At 67.1% G+C, this 22,560-nt stretch carries 23 protein-coding genes; 16 read left to right on the forward strand and 7 right to left on the reverse strand.

Going from position 1 to position 22,560, the window contains the following annotated elements:
• The first annotated feature begins 28 nt into the window (after positions 1–28).
• The 11 genes from OCQ_RS02850 (at position 29) to OCQ_RS02900 (ending at position 11,654) form a co-directional block, all read left to right on the forward strand.
• Positions 29–943 (forward strand): 3-oxoacyl-ACP reductase, encoded by a 915-nt coding sequence (locus tag OCQ_RS02850; protein WP_009957037.1) that lies wholly within the window; start codon positions 29–31, stop codon positions 941–943.
• Between the two features lie 235 nt (positions 944–1,178).
• Positions 1,179–1,943: an MlaE family ABC transporter permease gene (locus OCQ_RS02855; protein WP_014379050.1), complete on the forward strand. Its 765-nt coding sequence runs from the start codon at positions 1,179–1,181 to the stop codon at positions 1,941–1,943.
• Positions 1,944–1,962: 19 nt separating this feature from the next.
• Complete coding sequence (locus tag OCQ_RS02860; protein WP_008263742.1) at positions 1,963–2,805, forward strand: MlaE family ABC transporter permease; 843 nt, start codon at positions 1,963–1,965, stop codon at positions 2,803–2,805.
• Positions 2,806–2,824: 19 nt separating this feature from the next.
• On the forward strand, positions 2,825–4,027 hold the full coding sequence (locus tag OCQ_RS02865; RefSeq protein ID WP_008263744.1) for a virulence factor Mce family protein: 1,203 nt from the start codon (positions 2,825–2,827) through the stop codon (positions 4,025–4,027).
• Complete coding sequence (locus OCQ_RS02870) at positions 4,027–5,082, forward strand: virulence factor Mce family protein (protein WP_008263746.1); 1,056 nt, start codon at positions 4,027–4,029, stop codon at positions 5,080–5,082. Before OCQ_RS02865 ends, OCQ_RS02870 begins: the two co-directional genes overlap by 1 nt.
• The gene (locus OCQ_RS02875; RefSeq protein ID WP_014383776.1) at positions 5,072–6,136 is read left to right on the forward strand and encodes a virulence factor Mce family protein; all 1,065 of its coding nucleotides are present in this window, start codon (positions 5,072–5,074) and stop codon (positions 6,134–6,136) included. The genes OCQ_RS02870 and OCQ_RS02875 overlap by 11 nt, the downstream gene beginning before the upstream one ends.
• Positions 6,133–7,572: a virulence factor Mce family protein gene (locus tag OCQ_RS02880; protein ID WP_014383777.1), complete on the forward strand. Its 1,440-nt coding sequence runs from the start codon at positions 6,133–6,135 to the stop codon at positions 7,570–7,572. Before OCQ_RS02875 ends, OCQ_RS02880 begins: the two co-directional genes overlap by 4 nt.
• A complete protein-coding gene (locus tag OCQ_RS02885) occupies positions 7,569–8,723 on the forward strand; it encodes a virulence factor Mce family protein (RefSeq protein ID WP_009955884.1) in 1,155 nt (384 codons plus the stop codon). Before OCQ_RS02880 ends, OCQ_RS02885 begins: the two co-directional genes overlap by 4 nt.
• A gap of 11 nt (positions 8,724–8,734) precedes the next feature.
• Positions 8,735–10,456 carry a virulence factor Mce family protein gene (locus OCQ_RS02890; protein WP_009955883.1) on the forward strand — a complete coding sequence of 574 codons (1,722 nt, stop codon included), beginning with the start codon at positions 8,735–8,737 and terminating at the stop codon, positions 10,454–10,456.
• The gene (locus OCQ_RS02895; RefSeq protein WP_008263755.1) at positions 10,456–11,163 is read left to right on the forward strand and encodes a hypothetical protein; all 708 of its coding nucleotides are present in this window, start codon (positions 10,456–10,458) and stop codon (positions 11,161–11,163) included. The genes OCQ_RS02890 and OCQ_RS02895 overlap by 1 nt, the downstream gene beginning before the upstream one ends.
• Positions 11,163–11,654 carry a mammalian cell entry protein gene (locus OCQ_RS02900; RefSeq protein ID WP_008263757.1) on the forward strand — a complete coding sequence of 164 codons (492 nt, stop codon included), beginning with the start codon at positions 11,163–11,165 and terminating at the stop codon, positions 11,652–11,654. The genes OCQ_RS02895 and OCQ_RS02900 overlap by 1 nt, the downstream gene beginning before the upstream one ends.
• Position 11,655: 1 nt before the next feature.
• Here the strand turns inward: OCQ_RS02900 and OCQ_RS02905 are convergent, their stop codons facing one another.
• The 3 genes from OCQ_RS02905 to OCQ_RS26440 all read right to left on the reverse strand — a co-directional run bounded on the left by OCQ_RS02905 (position 11,656) and on the right by OCQ_RS26440 (position 13,967).
• A complete protein-coding gene (locus tag OCQ_RS02905; protein ID WP_008263759.1) occupies positions 11,656–12,234 on the reverse strand; it encodes a hypothetical protein in 579 nt (192 codons plus the stop codon).
• Positions 12,235–12,320: 86 nt separating this feature from the next.
• On the reverse strand, positions 12,321–13,802 hold the full coding sequence (locus tag OCQ_RS02910) for an alpha,alpha-trehalose-phosphate synthase (UDP-forming) (RefSeq protein WP_014383779.1): 1,482 nt from the start codon (positions 13,800–13,802) through the stop codon (positions 12,321–12,323).
• Positions 13,803–13,967: a hypothetical protein gene (locus OCQ_RS26440; RefSeq protein WP_008263763.1), complete on the reverse strand. Its 165-nt coding sequence runs from the start codon at positions 13,965–13,967 to the stop codon at positions 13,803–13,805.
• A 233-nt stretch (positions 13,968–14,200) separates the two neighbouring features.
• Here OCQ_RS26440 and OCQ_RS02915 point away from each other — a divergent pair, with 233 nt between their 5' ends.
• From OCQ_RS02915 to OCQ_RS02925, 3 genes are all read left to right on the forward strand, one after another.
• Positions 14,201–15,136 carry an enoyl-CoA hydratase gene (locus OCQ_RS02915; RefSeq protein ID WP_009955876.1) on the forward strand — a complete coding sequence of 312 codons (936 nt, stop codon included), beginning with the start codon at positions 14,201–14,203 and terminating at the stop codon, positions 15,134–15,136.
• 103 nt (positions 15,137–15,239) lie between these two features.
• Entirely contained in the window at positions 15,240–16,079 is an 840-nt protein-coding gene (locus OCQ_RS02920; protein ID WP_009955875.1) for an SDR family oxidoreductase, read from the forward strand.
• Positions 16,080–16,111: 32 nt separating this feature from the next.
• Positions 16,112–16,903, forward strand: coding sequence for an SDR family NAD(P)-dependent oxidoreductase (locus OCQ_RS02925; protein WP_014379058.1), 792 nt, complete (start codon positions 16,112–16,114; stop codon positions 16,901–16,903).
• Positions 16,904–16,907: 4 nt separating this feature from the next.
• Here the strand turns inward: OCQ_RS02925 and OCQ_RS02930 are convergent, their stop codons facing one another.
• From OCQ_RS02930 to OCQ_RS02940, 3 genes are all read right to left on the reverse strand, one after another.
• Entirely contained in the window at positions 16,908–18,467 is a 1,560-nt protein-coding gene (locus OCQ_RS02930; protein WP_014710882.1) for an LCP family protein, read from the reverse strand.
• Between the two features lie 340 nt (positions 18,468–18,807).
• On the reverse strand, positions 18,808–19,188 hold the full coding sequence (locus OCQ_RS02935) for a hypothetical protein (protein WP_014383781.1): 381 nt from the start codon (positions 19,186–19,188) through the stop codon (positions 18,808–18,810).
• Between the two features lie 17 nt (positions 19,189–19,205).
• Entirely contained in the window at positions 19,206–19,448 is a 243-nt protein-coding gene (locus OCQ_RS02940; RefSeq protein ID WP_009955870.1) for a hypothetical protein, read from the reverse strand.
• A 377-nt stretch (positions 19,449–19,825) separates the two neighbouring features.
• On the opposite strand from OCQ_RS02940, the gene OCQ_RS02945 reads away from it, so the two are divergent.
• Positions 19,826–20,023, forward strand: a complete 198-nt coding sequence (locus OCQ_RS02945; RefSeq protein WP_008263776.1) for a hypothetical protein — start codon at positions 19,826–19,828, stop codon at positions 20,021–20,023.
• Here OCQ_RS02945 and OCQ_RS02950 read toward each other — a convergent pair.
• The gene (locus OCQ_RS02950) at positions 20,020–21,510 is read right to left on the reverse strand and encodes an amidase (RefSeq protein ID WP_014383782.1); all 1,491 of its coding nucleotides are present in this window, start codon (positions 21,508–21,510) and stop codon (positions 20,020–20,022) included. The two genes, OCQ_RS02945 and OCQ_RS02950, sit on opposite strands and share 4 nt — an antisense overlap.
• Before the next feature lie 120 nt (positions 21,511–21,630).
• Between OCQ_RS02950 and OCQ_RS02955 the strand changes: the two genes are divergently transcribed.
• A complete protein-coding gene (locus OCQ_RS02955) occupies positions 21,631–22,506 on the forward strand; it encodes an alpha/beta fold hydrolase (protein WP_029385077.1) in 876 nt (291 codons plus the stop codon).
• Positions 22,507–22,560 lie beyond the last annotated feature (54 nt).

A 22,560-nucleotide genomic window follows, 5' to 3' on the forward strand; every position in this document is an offset into this window, starting at 1 on the left:
GCAACCCGAAACTAGAGGTATTCATAAATTGACTAGCAGCACGAACGCGACCGATCTCTCCGGAAAGGTCGCGGTGGTCACCGGTGCGGCCGCGGGCCTGGGACGGGCCGAGGCGCTCGGCCTGGCACGCCTCGGAGCGACCGTCGTCGTCAACGACATCGCCGCCGCGTTGGACGCCTCCGACGTCATCGACGAGATCAACTCCTCCGGTTCGAAGGCCGTTGCCGTGGCGGGCGACATCAGCGAACGCTCCACCGCCGACGAATTGGTCGCCCAGGCCGACGGGCTGGGTGGGCTCGACATCGTGGTCAACAACGCCGGCATCACGCGCGACCGGATGCTGTTCAACATGTCCGACGAGGAGTGGGACCAGGTCATCGCCGTGCACCTGCGCGGCCATTTCCTGCTGACCCGCAACGCCGCCACCTACTGGCGCTCCAAGGCCAAGGAGGCGGACGGCAAGGTCTTCGGCCGGATCGTCAACACCGCATCGGAGGCCGGCCTGGTCGGCCCCGTCGGGCAGGCGAACTACGGCGCCGCCAAGGCGGGCATCATCTCGCTCACCCTGACCGCCGCGCGGGCGCTCGGCCGCTACGGCGTGTGCGCCAACGCCATCTGCCCCCGCGCGCGCACGGCGATGACGGCCGACGTGTTCGGCGATGCACCGGAGGTGGAGGCCGGCGGGGTCGATCCGCTGTCGCCAGAGCACGTCGTCAATCTGGTCAAGTTCCTGTCCTCGCCGGCGGCTGCGGAAGTCAACGGCCAGGTGTTCATCGTCTACGGTCCGCAGGTGACACTGGTCGCTGCCCCGACGGTCGAGCGCAAATTCAGCGCCGACGGCGCCGCTTGGGACCCTGCACAGCTGAGTGCGACGCTGCAGGAATACTTTGCTGGACGTGATCCTGAGCACAATTTTTCGGCGAGCGCACTGATGGATCAATAGCCATTTGGGGCTAGTCGATCGGGGGGAATCGGCAGGTAGAACGTGTGTCAGTTTGACACGTGACAAGTGCGTCTGACCTGGCGAATTAACGGTTGGGATAAGAAATGCTGTTCATTGACATGGTGAACTTGTTCTGAGTTAATATGATCCGGCTCACACCGAGCCCCATGCGACCGTAGACAACGCAAAGGCCAGCCATAGACTTCGCCGAGACCAGCCGAGGGGGGACACCGAGGTGAGGGAGCAACTTGCCGTTCCCGCCCGCGCCGTCGGCGGATTCTTCGAAATGATGATGGACACCGGCCGGGCAGCTTTTCGCCGGCCGTTCCAGTTTGGCGAGTTTCTCGATCAGACGTGGATGATCGCCCGCGTGTCGCTGGTCCCGACGCTGCTGGTGTCCATCCCCTTCACGGTGCTGGTGGCCTTCACCCTCAACATCCTGCTGCGCGAGATCGGCGCCGCCGACCTGTCCGGCGCCGGGACGGCGTTCGGCACCATCACCCAGCTGGGTCCGGTGGTGACCGTGCTCGTCGTCGCCGGTGCCGGCGCCACCGCGATCTGCGCCGACCTGGGCGCGCGCACCATCCGCGAGGAGATCGACGCGATGCGCGTGCTCGGCATCGACCCGATCCAGCGGCTGGTGGTCCCCCGTGTGCTGGCGTCCACGGTGGTGGCGCTGCTGCTCAACGGCTTGGTATGCGCCATCGGGCTTTCCGGTGGCTATGTGTTCTCCGTCTTCCTGCAGGGCGTCAACCCAGGCGCGTTCATCAACGGCTTGACCGTGCTGACCGGACTGCGCGAGCTGGTACTCGCCGAAGTCAAGGCGCTGCTGTTCGGTGTGATGGCCGGGATGGTGGGCTGTTACCGCGGCCTGACTGTCAAGGGCGGGCCCAAGGGCGTCGGCAACGCGGTCAACGAAACCGTGGTCTACGCCTTCATCTGTCTGTTCGTGATCAACGTGGTGATGACCGCCATCGGCGTGCGAATTTCGGCGAAGTGATGAGACGGGTGAGCACGCGATGAGTTACGACGCCACACTGCGGTTTCGTCGCCTCTTCTCGCGGCTGCAGGAGCCGGTCGACGACTTCGGCGAGCAGGCGTTGTTCTACGGGCAGACCGTGCGCTACGTCCCCAACGCGCTCACCCGATACCGCAAGGAGACGGTCCGGCTGATCGCCGAGATGACCATGGGCGCGGGGGCTCTCGTGATGATCGGCGGCACGGTCGGTGTCGCGGCGTTTTTGACCCTGGCCTCCGGCGGTGTCATTGCCGTGCAAGGGTATTCGTCGCTGGGCAACATCGGCATCGAGGCGCTGACGGGATTCCTGTCGGCCTTCCTGAACGTCCGGGTGGTCGCCCCGGTGATCGCCGGCATCGCGCTGGCGGCCACCATCGGCGCCGGCGCCACCGCCCAATTGGGCGCCATGCGGGTGTCCGAGGAGATCGACGCCGTCGAGTGCATGGCGGTGCACTCGGTGTCCTACCTGGTGTCGACCCGCCTGATCGCCGGCCTGATCGCGATCATCCCGCTGTACTCGCTGTCCGTGCTGGCCGCGTTCTTCGCCGCCCGCTTCACCACGGTGTACATCAACGGGCAGTCAAAAGGCCTCTACGACCACTACTTCAATACGTTCCTGATCCCGTCGGACCTGTTGTGGTCGTTCCTGCAGGCGATCGTGATGTCCATCGCGGTCATGTTGGTGCACACCTATTACGGCTACAACGCCAGCGGTGGTCCCGTCGGCGTCGGCATCGCAGTCGGCCAGGCGGTGCGGACGTCGTTGATCGTCGTGGTCGTCATCACTTTGTTCATCTCGCTCGCTGTGTATGGGGCGTCCGGTAACTTCAACCTCTCCGGCTAAGAGGACCGCTTAAAAGGACATGGCAGAAACAGGCGCGCGACGCACGACCGTCCGGCTGGCAGCAGCAGTGCTGGCCGGCCTCATGGTGGCTTTCGCTGTGCTGACTTACCTTTCCTACACGGCCGCCTTCGCGTCGATCGACACCGTCACCGTGTCGGCGCCCCGGGCGGGGCTGGTGATGGAGAAGGGCGCCAAGGTCAAATACCGGGGCATCCAGATCGGCAAGGTCGAGACCATCGACTATTCCGGCGACCAGGCGCGCCTGACGCTGGGCATCAACAGCGACGACATGCATTTCATCCCGTCCAACGCGGCGGTGCACATCGCGGGTAACACCATCTTCGGTGCGAAGGCGGTGGAATTCATTCCGCCGCAAACGCCGTCGCCGACCTCGCTGCGTCCGGACGCGCACGTCGCGGCCTCGTCGGTGCAGCTCGAAGTCAACACCTTGTTCCAGTCGCTGATCGACCTGTTGCACAAGGTCGACCCCGTCGAACTCAACGGGACGTTGAGCGCGTTCGCCGAAGGCCTGCGTGGCCACGGCGATGACCTGGGCGGCATCCTTTCGGGACTGAATACGCTGACGCGCCAAGCGAATCCGAAGCTGCCCGCCTTGCAGGAAGACCTCCGCAAGACCGCGGTCGTGGCGAACGTCTACGCCGACTCCGCCCCCAATCTGAACACCGTCTTCGACAACCTGCCGACGATCAACAAGACCGTCGTGGACCAGCAGAAGAATCTCGACAAGACCCTGTTGGCCACCATCGGCCTGTCGAACAACGCCTATGACACGTTGGCGCCGGCCGAGCAGGACTTCATCGACGCCATCAACCGGCTGCGGGCCCCGCTCAAGGTGGCCGCCGACTACTCACCGGAATTCGGCTGCCTGTTCGCCGGAATCGAGCGCGGCATCAAGGAATTCGCCCCGCTGCTCGGCGTCCGCAAGGCCGGCCTGTTCACGTCGTCGAGCTTCGTGCTGGGCGCGCCGTCGTACACGTACCCGGAGTCGTTGCCGATCGTGAACGCCTCCGGCGGCCCGAATTGCCGTGGGCTGCCCGACATCCCGACCAAGCAGACCGGCGGCTCGTTCTACCGGGCGCCGTTCCTGGTCACCGACAACGCCAACATCCCGTACGAGCCGTTCACCGAGCTGCAGTTCGACGCGCCCTCGACGCTGCAGTTCTTGTTCCACGGCGCCTTCGCGGAACGGGACGATTTCTGATGCCGGACAGTTCGGGCATGCCGTCGCACCGCGAGATGATGATCAAGGTCAGCATCTTCGCCGTGGCCATGCTGCTGGTGTCGGCCGGGCTGGTGGTGGTGTTCGGCGACTTCCGGTTCGGACCCGAAAGCACCTACCACGCAACGTTTACCGACGTCTCGCGGTTGAAGGCCGGTCAAAAGGTGCGCATCGCCGGGGTGCCGGTCGGTGCGGTGTCCGACATCAAGCTCAATCGCGACAACACCATCGACGTGAAGTTCGGGGTCGACAAGCGCTACACGCTCTACTCGTCGACGCGCGCGGTGATCCGCTACGAAAACCTCGTCGGTGACCGATATCTGGAGATCACGTCCGGCCCTGGAGAGCTGCGAAAACTCCCCGCCGGCGCGACGATCAACAGCCAACACACCCAGCCCGCACTGGATCTCGACGCGCTGCTGGGCGGGCTGCGGCCGGTCCTCAAAGGCCTCGACGCCGACAAGGTCAACACCATCAGCAGCGCGGTCATCCAGCTGCTGCAGGGCCAGGGCGGCGCGTTGTCGAACGTGCTGGCCGACACGAGCGCGTTCTCCTCGGCGCTGGGCCAGCGCGACCAGCTCATCGGCGACGTGATCAACAACCTCAACACGGTGCTGACGACCGTGGACCAACGCAGCGCGCAGTTTTCGACAAGCGTGGACCAGTTGCAACAACTGATCACCGGGCTGGCCGAACACAAGGACGACATCGCGGGTGCCATCCCCCCGCTGGCCTCCACGACGACGGATTTGACCCAGCTGCTGAAGAATTCGCGCCGCCCGCTGCAAGGCGTCCTGGAGAACACCCGTCCGCTGGCCACCGAGCTGGACAACCGCAAGGCCGAGGTGAACAACGACATCGAACAGCTGGGCGAGGACTATCTGCGGCTGGCGGCCCTCGGCGCTTACGGCTCGTTCTTCAACATCTATTTCTGCTCCGTGACGATCAAGATCAACGGCCCCGCCGGTGGCGACATCCTCCTGCCGCTTGGTGGCCAGGTGGATCCCAGCAAGGGGAGGTGCGCGTTTGCCAAGTAACGCAACACATGAGCGCGATCCGCTGCGCACCGGAATCTTCGGCGTGGTGCTCGTGGTCTGCGTCGTGCTCATCGCATTCGGGTATTCCGGTTTACCGTTCTGGCCGCAGGGCAAGATCTACGACGCCTACTTCAGCGACGCGGGTGGAATCAATCCCGGCAATGCCGTTTACGTCTCGGGCTTCAAAGTCGGCAAGGTGACCTCCGTGGGTCTGGCCGGCGACAGCGCCAAGATCAGCTTCAGCGTCGACCGCCACGTCGCCGTCGGCGACCAGTCGCTGGCCGCGATCCGCACCGACACCATCCTCGGTGAGCGCTCCATCTCGGTGACCCCGGCCGGTGGCGGCAAGGCAACCACCATCCCGCTCAGTCGCACCACGACGCCGTACACGCTGGCCGGCGCGCTCGAGGACTTGGGTTCCAATGCCAGCAACCTGAACAAGCCGCAGTTCGAAAAGGCGCTGAACGTGTTGACCGACACGCTGCACGACGCCACCCTCGAGCTGCGCGGTGCGCTGGACGGCGTGACGTCGCTGTCTCGCACCCTGGACCGACGCGACGAGGCGTTGCAAAGCCTACTGGCGCACGCGAAGTCGGTCACCGGCGTGTTGTCACAGCGCGCCGAGCAGGTCAACAAGCTGGTCGACGACGGTAACGAGTTGTTCGCCGCGCTCGACGAACGCCACCGCGCGCTGGGTCAGCTGATCTCGGGCATCCAGGAGCTCTCGGCGCAGATATCCGGCTTCGTCGCCGACAACCGCAGGGAATTCGGGCCCGCGCTCAACAAGCTCAACGATGTGCTGTCCAACCTCAACGAGCGCCGCGACTACATCACCGAGGCCCTCAAGCGGCTGCCCACCTACGCCACCGAGTTGGGCGAGGTGGTCGGCTCGGGTCCCGGCTTCAACGTGAACGTCTACGGCGTCATCCCGGCGCCGCTGCTCGCGACGATGTTCGACTTCTTCTATCAGCCCGGCAAGATGCCGGCCAGCCTGGCCGACTACCTGCGCGGGTTGATTCAGGAACGCTGGATCATCAGGCCGAAGTCACCATGATGCAGCGGACCATCCGCAGCAGGGGGCTGCGCTACGCCACCATCATCGCGCTGGTCGCGGTGCTGGTGGGCGGCGTGTATGTGCTGTCGTCGCAAGGGAATAACCGCAAGATCGTCGGCCACTTCGCGTCGGCGGTCGGGTTGTATCCCGGCGACCAGGTGCGCATCCTGGGTGTCCCGGTCGGCACCATCGACACGATCGAGCCGCGACCCTCCGACGTCAAGATCACGATGTCGGTGTCCAAGGACGTGAAGGTCCCCAAGGACGCCAAGGCCATCATCATGTCGCCAAACCTGGTGGCGGCCAGGTTCATCCAGTTGACGCCGGCCTATACCGGTGGGCCGGAGATGGCCGACGGCGCCAGCATCGGCCCTGACCGCACGGCGGTCCCGGTGGAGTGGGACGAGGTCAAAGAGTCGCTGACCAAGCTGGCGGTCCAGCTCGGCCCGACGGCCGGGTCGCTGCAGGGCCCGTTGGGCGCGGCGATCAACCAGGCCGCCGACACCTTCGACGGCAAGGGCCAGTCGTTCCACAGCGCCTTGCGCGAGCTCTCGCAAGCCGCTGGGCGACTTGGGGATTCGCGCGGCGACATCTTCGGGACGGTCAAAAACCTGCAGGTCGTGGTCAACGCCCTGTCGTCCAGTAACGAACAGATCGTCCAATTCGCCGGTAGCGTCGCGTCGGTGTCGCAGGTGCTCGCCGACAGTTCGCGCCATCTCGACAGCACCCTGGGGACCCTCAACACGGCGCTGTCGGACATCCGTGGGTTTCTCCACGAACACAACTCGACCATCGTCGATACGGTCAACAACCTCAACGATCTCGCGAAGACACTGAGCGACGAGAGCGACGACATCGAGCAGGTGCTGCACGTGGCAGGCCCGGGTATCGCCAACTTCTACAACATCTACGATCCCGCGCAGGGCACGCTCAACGGTCTGCTGTCGATACCGGAATTCGCCAACCCCGTGCAGTTCATCTGTGGGGGATCCTTCGAGACCGCGGCCGGGCCCAGGGCGCCGGACTACTTCAAGCGCGCCGAGCTCTGTCGTGAGCGGCTGGGTCCGGTGCTGCGCCGGCTCACCGTGAACTACCCGCCGCTGATGTTCCACCCGCTCAACACGATCACGGCGTACAAGGGGCAGATCATCTACGACACCCCGCAGACTCAGGCCAAGGCGGCGACCCCGGTTCCGGAGCTGACGTGGGTGCCGGCCAAGGGCGCCCAGACGCCGGCCACGCAGAACCCGGCGGATCTGCAGGCGCTGCTCGTCCCGCCGGCCCCGCAGGCCGGTCCGGGGCCCGGCCCCGCGCCGGCCGGCGCCGCTCCCGCGCCCGGTCCCGCTCCCGGAAGCGCGTTCGGGCCGCGGCCGGGGCCAGCTCCGGCCCAACCCGCGCCCAACGGGCCCGCGGCCGGTTTGGGCGGTGGCGGATGAACCGAATGTGGTTGCGCGCCAGCGGATTGGCCGCGGGCAGCGTGCTGCTGGCCGGTTGCCAATTCAACGGCCTGAACTCGTTGGCGATGCCGGGCACCGCCGGTCACGGCAGCGGCGCCTATTCGGTGACCGTCGAGCTGCCCGACGTGGCGACGCTGCCGCAGAACTCGCCCGTCATGGTCGACGACGTAACCGTCGGAAGCGTTGCCGGCATCGCGGCCGAACAGCGCGCCGACGGATCGTTCTATGCGGCAGTCAAATTGGCGCTGAACAAGAACGTCGTCCTGCCCGCCAACTCGACCGCGACCGTCGCCCAGACGTCGCTGCTGGGTTCGATGCACATCGACCTGGCCCGGCCGAAGAACAAGCCGGCCGTGGGCCGGCTGACCGACGGGTCGAAGATCACGGAGGCCAACACCGGCCGCTATCCCACCACCGAAGAGGTGCTCTCGGCGCTCGGCGTTGTGGTGAACAAGGGCAATGTCGGTGCGCTGGAAGAGATCACCGACGAGACCTATCGGGCCGTCGCGGGCCGGCAGGACCAGTTCGTCGACCTGATCCCCCGGCTGGCGGAATTGACCTCGGGGCTCAACCGCCAGGTCAACGACATCATCGACGCGGTCGACGGATTGAACCGCTTCTCGGGAGCACTGGCGCGCGACAAGGACAACCTGGGCCGGGCGCTGGACACGCTGCCCGAGGCGATTCGCGTGCTCAACAAGAACCGCGACCACATCGTGGAGGCCTTCGGCGCGCTGCACAAACTGGCCAACGTCACCTCGCACGTGCTGGCCAAGACCAAGGTGGACTTCGCCGCCGACATGAAGGACCTGTACTCGGTCGTGAAGACCCTCAACGACAACCGAAAGAATTTCGTCACCTCACTACAGCTGTTGCTGACGTTTCCGTTCCCCAACTTCGGGATCAAGCAGGCGGTGCGGGGCGACTACCTCAACGTGTTCACCACCTTCGACCTCACCCTGCGCCGGCTCGGTGAAACGTTCTTCACGACGGCCTATTTCGACCCGAACATGGCTCACATGGACGAGATCCTCAACCCGCCGGACTTCTTGACCGGCGAATTGGCCAACCTGTCCGGACAGGCCGCGGATCCGTTCAAGATTCCGCCCGGCACGGCTTCGGGACAGTAGGGCGGACGCACATGCATGACAGACTGACCAGGATCCAGCTGGCGATCTTCGCCGTGATCACGGCGATCACCCTGACTGTGATGGCGATCTTCTACCTGCGGCTGCCCGCGACCTTCGGCATCGGAACCTACGGTGTGAGCGCCGATTTCGTTGCCGGCGGCGGCCTGTACAAAAACGCCAACGTCACCTACCGCGGCGTTGCCGTCGGCCGCGTCGAGTCGGTCGGGCTGAGCCCCAACGGCGTCATCGCCCAGATGCGGCTGAACAGCGAGACGGCCATCCCGTCGAACGTCACCGCCACCGTCAAGAGTGTGTCGGCGGTCGGCGAGCAGTACATCGACCTGGTGCCCCCGAGCTCGCCCGCGTCGAGCAAGCTGACCAACGGTGCCCGCATCGAGCGGCAGAACACCCGGATCGGCCAGGACGTCGCCGATCTGTTGAAGCGGGCGGAGACACTGGTCAACAGCCTGGGTGACACCCGGTTGCGTGAACTGTTGCACGAGACGTTCATTGCGGCCAACGGGTCAGGCCCCGAGCTCGCCCGGCTGTTCGAGTCGGCCCGGCTGCTGGTGGACGAGGCGAACGCCAACTATCCGCAGGTCTCGCAGCTGATCGATCAGGCCGGCCCGTTCCTGCAGGCCCAGATCCGCGCCGGTGGCGACATCAAGTCGCTCTCGGATGGGCTGGCGCGGTTCACCTCCGAGGTCCGTCAGGCCGACCCCCAGCTCCGCGACACCCTGGCCACGGCCCCCGGCGCGACCGACGAGGCCAGCACCGCGTTCTCGGGCATCCGCCCCAACTTCCCGACCCTGGCCGCCAGCCTGGCCAACCTCGGCCGGGTGGGCGTGATCTACAACAAGTCGATCGAACAGCTGCTCGTCGTGTTGCCGGCGTTGTTCGCGGCCATCACCACCGCCGCGGGCGGCGGGCCGCAAGACGAGGGCGCCAAGCTGGACTTCAAGCTCGACCTCAACGACCCGCCGCCGTGCGCCGTCGGCTTCCTGCCGCCGCCGTTGATGCGCACCCCGGCCGACGAGACGGTGCGCGAGCTTCCGAGGGACATGTACTGCAAGACCGCGCAGAACGATCCCAGCACCGTGCGCGGCGCGCGTAACTACCCGTGCCAAGAGTTCCCCGGGAAGCGCGCCCCCACGATTCAGCTCTGCCGCGACCCGAAGGGCTACGTGCCGATCGGTCGCAACCCGTGGCGCGGCCCGCCGGTGCCCTACGACACCCCGATGACCAACGGGCTGAACGTGTTGCCGCCCAACCACTTCCCGTACATCCCGCCGGACGCCGACCCAGATCCGGGCACTCCGATGGTCGGGCCGCCCCCGCCGGGTGTGGTCCCTGGACCCGGTCCGGCGCCGCACCAGCCGGCCTTCGCCCCGCCGCCGCCCAACGACAACGGGCCGCCGCCGCCGTTCACGTCGTGGCAACCGCCGGGGGTGCCGCCGGTACCGCCGCAGCTTCCGTATCCGAAGTGGCTGCCCCCGCCGGCGCCGCCGCTGGGGATCAACCCGCCGCCGCCGGGCCCCGGACCGGAGAAGCCGTGGGGCCCGCCGCCCGGGGGGCAGCCGCAGGCCAGCGGGCCGGCGTATGCCACCTATGACGAGAAGACCGGCGCGTTTGTCGATCCGGCAGGAGGCACTGGTATCTTCGCCGCCGGCGCCACCGGAACCTCCGGCGCCGAGAATTGGGTGGACCTCATGCTTGATCCAAGGCCTCTGTAATGGACGCTGCCATAACGGACGAACAGACAACCAAGCCGCGCGCTCGTCGTAAAGCCTCGCGCGCGGCGGGTCCTGCCAAGAGCGAGTCGACGCAGGACGTCACGGTCCAGACGGAGGTGCCGGCCGCGCCGAAGCCGTCGGCGAAATCCGTCAGGAGCCTCAAGTCCATCAAGCCGCCACCGCGGCGCCAGCCGCACCGCGCCCTGGTGGCGTGGATCTCCTTCGCGGCGGCACTGGTGGCGGTGGGGGCGTTGGCCGGGTGCGTGGCCCTCCTGGCCGTCCAGCACCGCCACGCCGCCGCGGCGCAGGGGCGCGACCAACGCTTCGTCGACACCGCGACGCAGACGGTGGTCAACATGTTCAGCTACAAGCAGGACAACATCGACGAGAGCGTCAACCGGTTCGTCAACGGGACCAGCGGACCGCTGCGCGGGATGCTCAGCGCCAACAACAATGTCGAGAATCTCAAGGGCCTGTTCCGCTCCACCAACGCGACATCGGAAGCCGTCGTCAACGGCGCCGCGCTGGAAGGCATTGACGCCGTTACCGATAACGCGTCCGTGTTGGTGTCGGTGCGCGTCACGGTCGCCGATATCGACGGCGTCAACAAGCCGTCCATGCCCTACCGGTTGCGCGTCATCGTGCACGAAGACGACTCCGGACGCATGAGCGGCTACGACCTGAAGTATCCAGACGGGGGTAATTGATGCGATGGCGGCGTTGGCTGCTCATCGTCGCGGGTTACCTTCTGGCCGTGGCGTTCGTCGGGTTGTCCGCGGCGGCCGGCTGGATGTATTGGGATCGGGTCGAGGTTCGCGGTGAGCAGGCGGCGCGTGCCGTGCTGCCCGGTTTGGCGGCCAAGGAAATCCCCGAGGTTTTCGCCTACGACTACCAAACGGTCGAACGCAGCCTGTCGGCGGCGTACCCGCTACTGACCCCCGACTATCGCGCGGAGTTCCAGAAGAGCGCCAACACCCAGATCATTCCCGAAGCCAAGAAGCGCGAAGTGGTGGTGCAGGCCAACGTCGTGGGCGTGGGAGTCATGTCCGCCCAACGGAATTCGGCGTCGGTGATGGTCTACATGAACCGGACGGTCACCGACAAGTCACGGCAGCCGCTGTATGACGGCAGCCGATTGCGGGTCGACTTCAAAAAGATCGGCAAGCAGTGGCTGATCGCCTACATCACGCCGATCTAGCTCAGTAGCACATCGCAATGCCGTTGCAGTACAACGGGTAACGCTCGATCGGGCTGGGCGGCGGTCCGGTCATCGCCAGCGAAAAGGGTTGCTTCTTCATCTCCGGCTGCAGCCCGCATACCGGCCCGTGCAGCGTGGTGTGGGTGCCGCTCATCGTTTCGTCGCTGAACGCGAAGGTTTCGGTGGACGGCGCGGTGCCCCCGCCCGGGCAGGCCACGCCGTTGTCCTTTTGCACCTTGAACGTCCACAGCATGCTGGACATGCGAGCCCGGCCGCTGAAGTTCTGCAGCTTGTCGGCGGCGCTGATCTGCTCGTTCGTAGAGCTCACGATGTTCAGCGCGCAGTTCATCGCGAAGACGATCGGGTCGGAATAGTCGTTCATGTTCCGGGTCCCGGACGGCTGGTCACACAGTGCGGAGATGGTCCAGGTAACCCCGGAGACGCCCGCCTCGTTGTAGGCGTAGGTGCCGTCCGCCGGCGGCCCGAGCGCCTTGGCCGGTTCGCCGGATTGCAGCGCGATTCCCGTTGCGACAGCCGTGAAGACGGCGGCACCCGCGGCCAGTCCGTGACGGAGCTTCATGTGACTCTTTCTCCTTCGCGTGCGACGCTGCTCCCGAGTATCACAGCGTTGGCGCGCCAACACCATGGGTTCCCGGGGCATCCGCGCTAATCGGCGTCATGGGGCCGCGCCTCGGCAAGCGCATCGAGGAATGACCGTGCCCAGCGATCGACGTCGTGGGCGAGCACCTGGCGGCGCAGCGACCGCATGCGCCGCCGTCCTTCCTCGACGGGCTGGTTGAGGGCGGCCTCGATGGCGTCCTTGACCCCTTCGAGGTCGTGCGGGTTGACCAGGTACGCCTGGCGCAGTTCGGCGGCGGCGCCGGTGAATTCGGACAGCACGAGCGCGCCGCCGAGATCGCTGCGGCAGGCGACGTACTCCTTGGCGACCAGGTTCATCCCGTCGCGCAGCGGGGTGACCAGCATGACGTCGGCGGCCACGAAGAACGCGATGAGTTCGTCGCGCGGGACCGGCCGATGCAGGTAGTGCACCATCGGATGCCCGACTTCGCCGTATTCGCCGTTGATGTGGCCGACCTGGCGTTCGATGTCGTTACGCAGCTGCTGATAACTGTCCACCCGCTCGCGGCTCGGCGTCGCCAGCTGGATCAGCACCGTGTCGTCGCGTTTGGCGCGACCCTCGGCGAGCAGCTCCGAAAAGGCTTTCAGCCGAACGTCGATGCCCTTGGTGTAGTCGAGCCGGTCGACCCCGAGCAGCACCTTGCGGGGGTTGCCGAGCTCGGCCCGAATCTCCTTGGCGCGGCGCCTGATATCGCGGTGCCGGGCCGTTTGGTCGAGCGCACTGGAATCGATGGAGATGGGGAAGGCGCCCACCCGGACGACGCGGGATTCCAGCTCCACCTCGCCGTACCGCGACCGCACCCCGACCGCCCCGCGCGTGGTGTTGGCACCGATCAGCCGCCGGGAAAGGAACAGGAAATTCTGCGCGCCGCCGGGCAGGTGGAATCCGACGAGGTCGGCGCCCAGCAGGCCCTCGACGATCTCGGTCCGCCACGGCATCTGCATGAACAGCTCCACCGGCGGGAAGGGGATGTGCAGGAAGAAGCCGATGGTCAGGTCGGGCCGCATATCGCGCAGCATCGCCGGGACCAGTTGCAGCTGATAGTCCTGCACCCATACGGTCGCGCCCCGCGCGGCGGCACGTGAGGTGGCTTCGGCGAAGCGGCGGTTGACGACGACGTAGCGGTCCCACCATTCGCGGTGGTACAGCGGCTTGACGATCACGTCGTGATACAGCGGCCACAGCGTGGCGTTCGAGAAGCCCTCGTAGTACTCGGCGACGTCGTCCGCGCTCAGCTTGACCGGCCGCAGTTCCAGGTCCTCCTGGACGATCGGCTCGTCTTCGTGGTCGACGTCCTCGTCGACCACACCGGGCCAGCCGACCCACGCGCCGCGCCGACGGCGCAGTAGCGGCTCCAGGGCGGTGACCAGTCCCCCGGGGCTGCGCTTCCAGGCCGTGCTGCCGTCGGGAAGCAGCTCCCGATCTACCGGCAACCGGTTGGCGACCACGACGAAGTCGGAATCCCCGAATTTGGCCGCCTTGGAGCCTCGCCCTCCCCCGGGAGCCATTTACGCGTCGAGTTTCGCCGGCCCAATACCCAGCATGGACAGGAAGACCCGGCATTCGTCGGCGTCGTTGGCGTACGCCGCGACGACCCGCCTGGCCTGGCTCGCAGTGCTGTCCGCCACCGGCTCGACGTCGCCGATTTCGCCAGGATCAGATTTCGTAGGCATGACTTAACTGTAGGCGACGCGCGTGATCGGCCGCAGCCCGTCTCACCAGCTAACGGGCTTCGGGCGCATTTATGGCTGGTTTGCAGGGACTCGCCGCGCCGCTCGCGAAGACACGACCGGCCGGGGCGTGCCGCCGATCAAGGGCTCGCGGCGCGTCCCCCCGGCGCGGCCCGATTACACACTGGCCGTAATCTGTAAACAAGGCCAAATCAACGACGAACGAGGTGGGCGGAATGACAGTCTCCGAGCAAGCCGACACCGGGGCGGCCGACGCCAACACCCCGGAGCTCGTGGCCTACGAAACCCTCGACGAGGGCCGCATCGCGCGGATCTGGCTCAACCGGCCCGAGGCCCACAATGCGCAAAGCCGCGGCCTGCTGGTCCAGCTCGACGAGGCCTTCGGCCGCGCCGAGGCCGACGACACCGTTCGCGTGGTGATCCTGGCGGCGCGCGGCAGGAACTTTTCCGCCGGACACGACCTGGGTTCCGAGCAGGCACTGGCCGAGCGCGCACCGGGGCCCGGGCAGCATCCGAGCTTCCGCTCGCGCGGGGCCACGCTCGAGCCGATCATGGAGAAGCTGTACCACCAGGAATGGCACTACTTTTTCGAAAACACCTGCCGCTGGCGCGATTTGCGCAAGATCACAATCGCCCAGGTGCAGGGCAACGCGATCTCGGCCGGTCTGATGTTGATCTGGGCCTGCGACCTGATCGTCGCCGCAGACAACGCGAAGTTCAGCGACGTCGTCGCGGTCCGGTTGGGCATGCCGGGCGTCGAATATTACGCTCACCCTTGGGAATTCGGTCCGCGTAAGGCTAAAGAGCTGCTGCTGACCGGTGATTCGATCGACGCGGACGAGGCGCACCGGCTGGGCATGGTGTCCAAGGTTTTCGCCGTCGACGAATTAGAGGAAAAGACACTCGAATTCGCGCGACGCATCGCCGAGCGGCCCACGATGGCGTCGCTGCTCATCAAGGATTCGGTCAACGCCGCCTCCGACGCGATGGGTTACACCGAGGCGCTGCGGCACGCCTTCCACGTGCACCTGCTGGGGCATGCCCATTGGGCGGCGTTCAACGAGAACCGGTGGCCGGTCGGCCAGCCTCCGCACGTCGAGGATTGGCGGGACGCGAAGCCGACGAAGGTGGCGCGCCGCGATACGCCGTAGCGCCGCGCAGCCGAGGACCTAACGAGACCGGGGGTAGCGATATTCCCCCCGGAGGGCACATGCTTCTATAGCTAGAACCTGTTCCAGTTCGAAAGGGCCTCGCGTGCAGCTTTCTTTCCAAGACCGGACATACCTGATCACCGGCGGGGGTAGCGGGATCGGCAAAGGCGTGGCCGCCGGGCTGGTCGCGGCGGGCGCCTCGGTCATGATCGTCGGCCGCAACGCCGATCGACTCGCCGGGGCCGTCAAGGAGATCGAAGCCCTGCCCGGCGAGGGCTCGATTCGTTATGAGCCCGCCGACGTCACGAACGAGGACGAGGTGGCCCGCGCGGTCGACGCCGCGACGGCCTGGCACGGCCGGCTGCACGGCGCGGTGCATTGCGCGGGTGGCTCGTTGACGGTGGGGCCGATCACCCACACCGACTCGGAGGCGTGGCGAAACACCGTCGACCTCAACGTCAACGGCACCATGTACGTGCTCAAGCACGTGGGGCGCGAGCTTGTCCGCGGCGGGGGCGGCTCGTTCATCGGGATCTCATCGATCGCGGCCAGCAACACCCACCGGTGGTTCGGGCCGTACGGGGTCACCAAGTCGGCGATCGACCACATGATGATGCTGGCCGCCGACGAACTCGGCCCGTCCTGGGTGCGGGTCAACAGCATCCGGCCGGGCCTGATCCGCACCGATCTGGTCGACGCGAGCGTGATCCAGTCACCCGAGATCAGCGGCGACTACGCGCTGTGCACCCCGCTGCCGCGGGTGGGTGAGGTCGAGGACGTGGCCAACCTGGCCATGTTCCTGCTCAGCGACGCGGCGGCATGGATCACCGGCCAGTGCATCAACGTCGACGGGGGACACATTCTGCGCCGCGGCCCGGATTACTCGTCGATGATGGTGCAGATGTACGGCGAGGAAGCGCTGCGCGGGGTGGTGGCACCCTGACCCGTCGCCGCGCCTAGTGAACGGGAGAAGCGATGAAGCGTCTCGAGGGCAAGCGGATCCTGGTGACCGGCGCCGCGTCGGGGATCGGGCAGGCGACCGCGCTGCGCCTGCTCGACGAGGGCGCCGCCGTCGCGGCCTCCGACATCGCGGCTGAGGGCCTGGACACCACGCGTGCGCGGGCGCAAGAGACCGGCACCGCCGACCGGCTGAGCACCGTGCCGATGGATGTCGGCAGCGAGGATTCGGTGGTCGACGGGGTGCGCCTGGCCGTCGAGCGGCTGGGTGGGCTTGACTCGGTGGTCAACGCGGCGGGCATCCTGCGGGCCGCGCACACTCACGACACCACCCTCGAACTCTGGAACCGAATCGTCGGCGTCAACCTGACCGGAACGTTTCTGGTGGTGCGCGAGGCGCTGCCGGCCTTGTTGGCGAACCCGCGCAGCGCGATCGTGAACTTCAGCTCCACGTCGGCCTCGTTCGCCCATCCCTACATGGCCGCCTACGCCGCGAGCAAGGGCGGCATCCAGGCCTTCACCCACTCGCTGGCGCTGGAATACGCCAAGAAGGGCCTGCGCGCGGCGTGCGTCGCGCCGGGCAGCATCAAGTCCGGGATCACCGATGCCACCGGCGGATACATCCCGCAGGACGCCGACTGGGCGCTGTTCTCGCGGCTCATGCCGGTCCTGCCGACCACGACGGAGTCCAGCGGCACGGGAATGGCCGGACCCGAAGCGGTCGCCGGGGTGGTCGCCATGCTGGTATCCGACGACGGCGCCTGGATCACGGGCACCGAGATCCGCATGGACGGCGGCACGCACAGCTGATGGCCTAGTTGACGCAGGGCACGCCGCCGCCGTCGATCGGCTTCCCCTGATCGGGCGTCGGGTACGTCGTGGTGGTGCCGTTGTAGTAGTAGGTCTTGGCCTTGGTCGACGTGGTGGTGCTGGTGCTCGTGACGTCGTCCATCTGGGTCTCGTCCGGTGTGGGAATCGAGAAGTTGGTGTCCACCGTCACCCGGATGTGGCCGGGCTGGACGCCGGGGCTGGGCTGGCTGGGAGCGTCGAGGCCCAGCATGGTGGCCAGGTTGCGCGCATCGCTCTGCGCGCCGGCGCCGTACGCGATCGAGCTGGTGGTCGGCTCGCCGGACTCGCGGTCGCGGACCTGGCCCGGGGTGTAGCCCTTCTTCTTCAGCGCGCGTGATACCTCGGTGGCAAGCCCGCTCATGCTGCCCGAGTTGACCACGTCGACGACGGTGGACGGATCGGGCTTGACGGCCGTGGTGGTGGGCGCGGTGGTCGGTGCGTCGGTGCCGATCGCCGCCGCCACCTCGGCCTTGATCGCGGCCGGGTCGACGATGTTGACGTCCTGGCCATCGATGTTGTCGTAGCGCACCACCGGTAGCGTCCGGAATTCCAGGTTGCCCCCGGCGAGCCCGCCGAGCCGCTGGATCATGTTGTCATTCCAGCCGGAGGAGAGCACCACGTCCTTGCGCGCCACCGCCATCAGGTTCTTGAGCTTGTCGATGTTGGTGAAGGTGCCCGCGGCCTGCAGCTCCTGCATGACCGACGAGATGAACGCCTGCTGCCGATGGGTGCGGTCCAGGTCGCCGTTCTCCAGGCCGTGCCGCTGCCGGACGAACGACAGCGCCTCGGACGCGTCCAGTCGCTGGCGCCCGGCCGGGAAGTCGGCGCCGGAATACGAGTCGTAGACGGCGTGGTTCAGGCACACCTCGACGCCACCCAGCGTCTGCGCCAGATCGTAGAAACCGGCCAGGTTGACCTCGGCGAAATAGTCGATCGGCACCCCGGTCAGGCTGCGCACCGCGCGCAGGGTCGCCGCCCGCCCGGCCTCGCGGCCCTTGGTCTCGAGCTCCTTCTGACTACTCGTCCCCTGGTTGGCCAGCTTTTGCGCGACGTACTGCTTGGTCAGCCCGTAGGCCTCTTTGATCTTGATGTGGTTGTATCCCGGGACCCCGGTGAACGGCACCCAGTCGTCGCGCGGGATCGAGAACGCGACCACTTTGTTGTCGGCGCTGACGTGCACGAGGATCAGCGTGTTGGTGTTGTAGCCGCCGTCGTCGGAATCACCCGCGTGCAGGTGCTTGAGGATCGAATACGGCAGGTCGTTGCCGTCCTGATCTTTGCGCGAGTCCAGGCCGATCAGCAGGATGTTCATGTTGTCGCCGCTGGACCGCGGATCGTCGGGCTGCAGGGCGTTGGAAACGGTGATGCCGCCCAGCGCGCCGTGCGCCACGTAGTACCCGGCGCCGGTCAGCCCGACGGCCGCCACGGAAACCAGCGCGCCGAGGGTGCGCGTCAGCCCTTTGCGGAATCGAGAGGGCTGACGGACGGCTCGATGACGGCGATGGGCGCCGCCCGAGCGGGCCATCACAAACCTCTGCCCACACCCAGCGCATCACCGGGCCCCGCAACGGCGGTTAGCGGCGATGTCGCTTCGAGCATGGTGACAAGTATGCGTTAGCCGGCTGTGAAGGCCCCAATCGAGAGCGCCCGCCGGCGGCCGCCGTCACCGGAATCAGCGGGCCCGCTCGGCGCGATTCGCGCCCGCGATCGCCGATCTACCTGCCTGTTTTGGTCGGGCGGTGCCGGTGTGCGCCCCGGATGACCCCCGCCCGGTCTCGAGCGCGAGACGGATCGAGCCGAACTTGTTACCGCACGGATATCGGGCACCGCATCGACCGCCCGGGACCGGCAGCAAACCGTCGCCGTCAGCAGTACAGGTACTCGATGCGCCATCGACCGTCGACGTAGTCGGCGCGGTATTGGCCGCCCAGCGCCGGGTTGGCATCGCGGATGAGGCCAGATCCGCCGACCCCCGGCGTGAAGCCCGGCGGATCCCACGCGATGGACACCGGGTGGGGCGGCATGGTCGGCGTGCATCCGACCTGCTTCTTGACGTAGCCGTCGATGATCGCACGCTCGGCGGCGGCCTGGTCACCGCCGTCGGCCGCGGGGGCGTTGGCGCACAACGCATTTGCGCGACAGGGGCGTTGGCCCACGGCGGCGAGTGCCGGCGCGTTCGGGTGCAGCACGGCCGCCGCGAGCACCCCGACGGCCGCCGTGGTCCGGGCAGTTGCGCCGATGCGCATGTCGTCTCCCTGCAGTGCTATCGGGCTTTGACCAGGTCCTCGCCCGCGGAGTAAAAGAGCGTGATGTTGGTGCCCGTGACGATTTCAGCGAGGTAGACGCCCGCCGGTTCGACCTCGTAGTAGTAGTGGGTGTTGCCCTCGTTGTCCAGCGTCGACGCGCACGGGTAGCCCGGCGCCCCGCACCGTTGCTTGATCGGTATCGCGAAGACGGCGAGCAACACGACGACGGCGATTCCGATGCCGAGCGGGACTTTCTTCACTGCCGACCTCGTTTGCGCCAGACCTACCACGGTTGGAGTGTAAGCGGCCGGGCCGCCCCCGGCACCCGGTGCGACGCGGGCGTTTTTCCAGCCCGGCAGCGTTTGGAGGCCCGGGTGCGGCGGGTACGCGAGTTTGAGCCGATCGAAGGACTGAGCATGGGCGATACGGACCTCAGGCCGCCTTCGGCGAAGCGGCCAGGCGATTCAGAGCCACCCGAGCCGGGGACACCGGGCGAGACGCCGGAGCGGCTCACGCCCACCGAACCGCCCGAACGGCTCACGCCAACCGAACCGCCGGACTGCTTGACGCCATCGGAACCGCCCGAGCGTCAAACTCCGGAATGACAAACGCGACCGAGCAGGATCGGAGGACAGACATGCGCGCCGAGGAAGGCGACGAATCGGTCAAGGACTACGCGAAGGAAGGCCGGGAAACCTTGGGCCGCATCAAAGCCTCCCAACATGCGGGGGGCCGGCTGGGTGACATCGCCCGTCGGTTTGCCGGGTTGTGGCGGGGTCAGCGCGGCCAGCAGGGCACCGAGCCGCCAGCTGAAACCTCTGACGGCGGCGGCTAATTCGTGCCCGGGGCCGGGTATCGGTGAGCCCACGGGTTCGCCTCTTCGAGTTGGGCGGCCAACTGGAGGAGCTCGCCGTCGGCGCCCAGCTTCCCCACGAACTGAACACCGAGCGGAAGGCCGTTCTGCGTCCAATGCAGTGGGACGCTGATCGCCGGGCGCCCGGTGAGGTTGGCCAGCTGCGTGTAGGGCACCCAGCCCAGGCTCTCCTGGATGAGGTCGTCGAGAATTCCGCTGAGCCCCATGAGTTTTCCCGCGCGTAGCCTGCTGATCACTCGGGCCGCGCGCTGCAACACCGCCGACGTCGCGGTGGCACCCACCTCCAGGGGCGGGGTCGCCAGAGTGGGGGTCAGGAAGTAGTCGTAGGCGCCGTGAAACTCGGCCAGGGACTGGATGTAGTTGTTCCTGTTTTCCAGCGCGGACATGACCGCCAGGACACCACCGGATCGGCCGAGTTCGCTGACGGCCAACGTGTCGGCCTCAAAGTCGCTGTCGCGGGCGCCGGTTCGCCGCTTGATGTCGGCGACCTGGTGGTGAAGCTGTGCGAACCAGATGGTCAGGAAGTCACGGCCCAGTGCGGCGTCATCGTACGGCGGCGCGACCTCGTCGACCTGATGGCCCAATTCGCCCAGGAGCACCGCCGTCTTCTCGACCGCGGCGACTGCCTCGGCGCTGGGCCGCGGGTTGATCGCCGAGCGCGCCGAGTACCCGATTTTCAACCGCTCCGGACGACGCTTCACGAGCTCGCTGAATGGCTTGTCGGGCAACGCAACTCGGTAAGCGGAACCCGGATGGTGCCCGACGATCGCGTCGTAGAGCGCGGCACTGTCGCGCACGGTGCGCGACACCACCCCCTGGGTCGCCATCCCCAACAGCATCTCGCCGGTCTGCGGGCCGTAGGGAGCCAAGCCCCGGCTGGGCTTGAGGCCGACGAGTCCGCTGCAGGCGGCGGGGATTCGGATCGACCCGCCACCGTCGTTGGCTCCGGCGGCCGGAACGATGCCGGCGGCCACCGCCGCACCGGATCCGCCCGACGAGCCGCCTGGCGTGTGCCGGATGTTCCACGGGTTGCGGGCCGGGCCCCAATAGTCGGGTTCCGTGACACCCTTGGCGCCGAATTCGGGCGTATTGGTCATCCCGAAAATCACCAGGCCCGCGTCCAAAAACCGCTGCGTGATCAGCGCGTGCCGGTCGGACACCTCATTGGCCAGCGAGCGCGATCCGCACGACGTGGGAAAGCCGCAGTACTCCTGGCCCAGGTCTTTGAGCAGGAAGGGAACGCCGGCGAACGGGCCCTTCAGGCTCGGATCGGCGGCCCGGGCGTCGGCGACAGTGTCGAGGCGACGGACGATGGCGTTCAAGTGCGGGTTCACCGCGTCCGCTCGTTGCCGCGCCAACGTGAGCAGTTCGGCCGGGGTGACCTGCTTGCGCTCGACCAGCTCGGCCAAGGAGGTCGCATCCAGCGACATGTACTCGTCGAGATGCATGCCCTCTCCTTCGCTTCGGTCCGTCGCTGCGGCGCCGCCCGCCCTCTAAATTGACGCCGCTGCACACCAGTGGCGTCAAGCGAGCGCGGGCGCCGGTTGCGGGCGCCTTAGTATCACCTGGTGCCCACGGCAGCTGAACCGTTTACGATCCGGGGTCCCGGTGGGGTCCAGATCGTCGCCGACCGACTCGGGGATCCTCATGCGCGCGCGGTGGTGTTCCTGCATGGCGGCGGTCAGACGCGCCGTTCGTGGGGCAAGGCCGCTGCCGCGGTCGCCGCGCGGGGGTGGCAGGCCGTCACCGTCGACCTGCGCGGCCACGGCGAATCGGACTGGTCGGACGACGGCGACTATCGCGTCGTCAGTTTCGCCGGCGACGTCCAAGAGGTGCTGCGCACGCTGCCTCCGCGACCGGTGCTGGTCGGTGCCTCGCTGGGCGGGTTCACATCGATGCTGCTCGCCGGGGAGCTGTCCCCGGGCATCGCGAGCGCGGTCGTGTTGGTCGACATTGTCCCGAACATGGACCAGTCCGGGGCGAACCGGATCCATGCCTTCATGGCCGAGCGGGTGGAATCGGGGTTCGGCTCACTGGACGAAGTCGCCGACGCGATCGCCGAGTACAACCCGCATCGGCCGCGACCGACCGATCTGGACGGCCTGACCACCAACCTGCGTCGCCGCGGCGACCGCTGGTATTGGCACTGGGATCCGCAATTCATCAGCGGCACAGCGGCATTCCCGCCGTTCGAGGTCACCGACCCCGATCGGATGCACGCGGCCGTGGAGGCGATCCTGCGCGGCGGGGTGCCGATGCTCCTGGTGCGCGGGCAGATGAGCGACCTCGTCAGTCAGGAGCGCGCCGACGAATTCCTGGCGCGTTTTCCCCAAGTCGAATTCACCGATGTCCGCGGCGCGGGACACATGGTCGCCGGTGATCGCAACGACATCTTCGCTGGCGCCGTGCTGGACTTCCTTGCCCGGCACGTCGACGCCGGATGAACCGGCCGCGCGGAACCGGCTGGCCGCCAGCGCATTCGAGGCGAGTGGCGCTGT

The sequence above is a fragment of the Mycobacterium paraintracellulare genome (assembly GCF_000276825.1).
Classification (GTDB): Bacteria; Actinomycetota; Actinomycetes; order Mycobacteriales; family Mycobacteriaceae; genus Mycobacterium; species Mycobacterium intracellulare.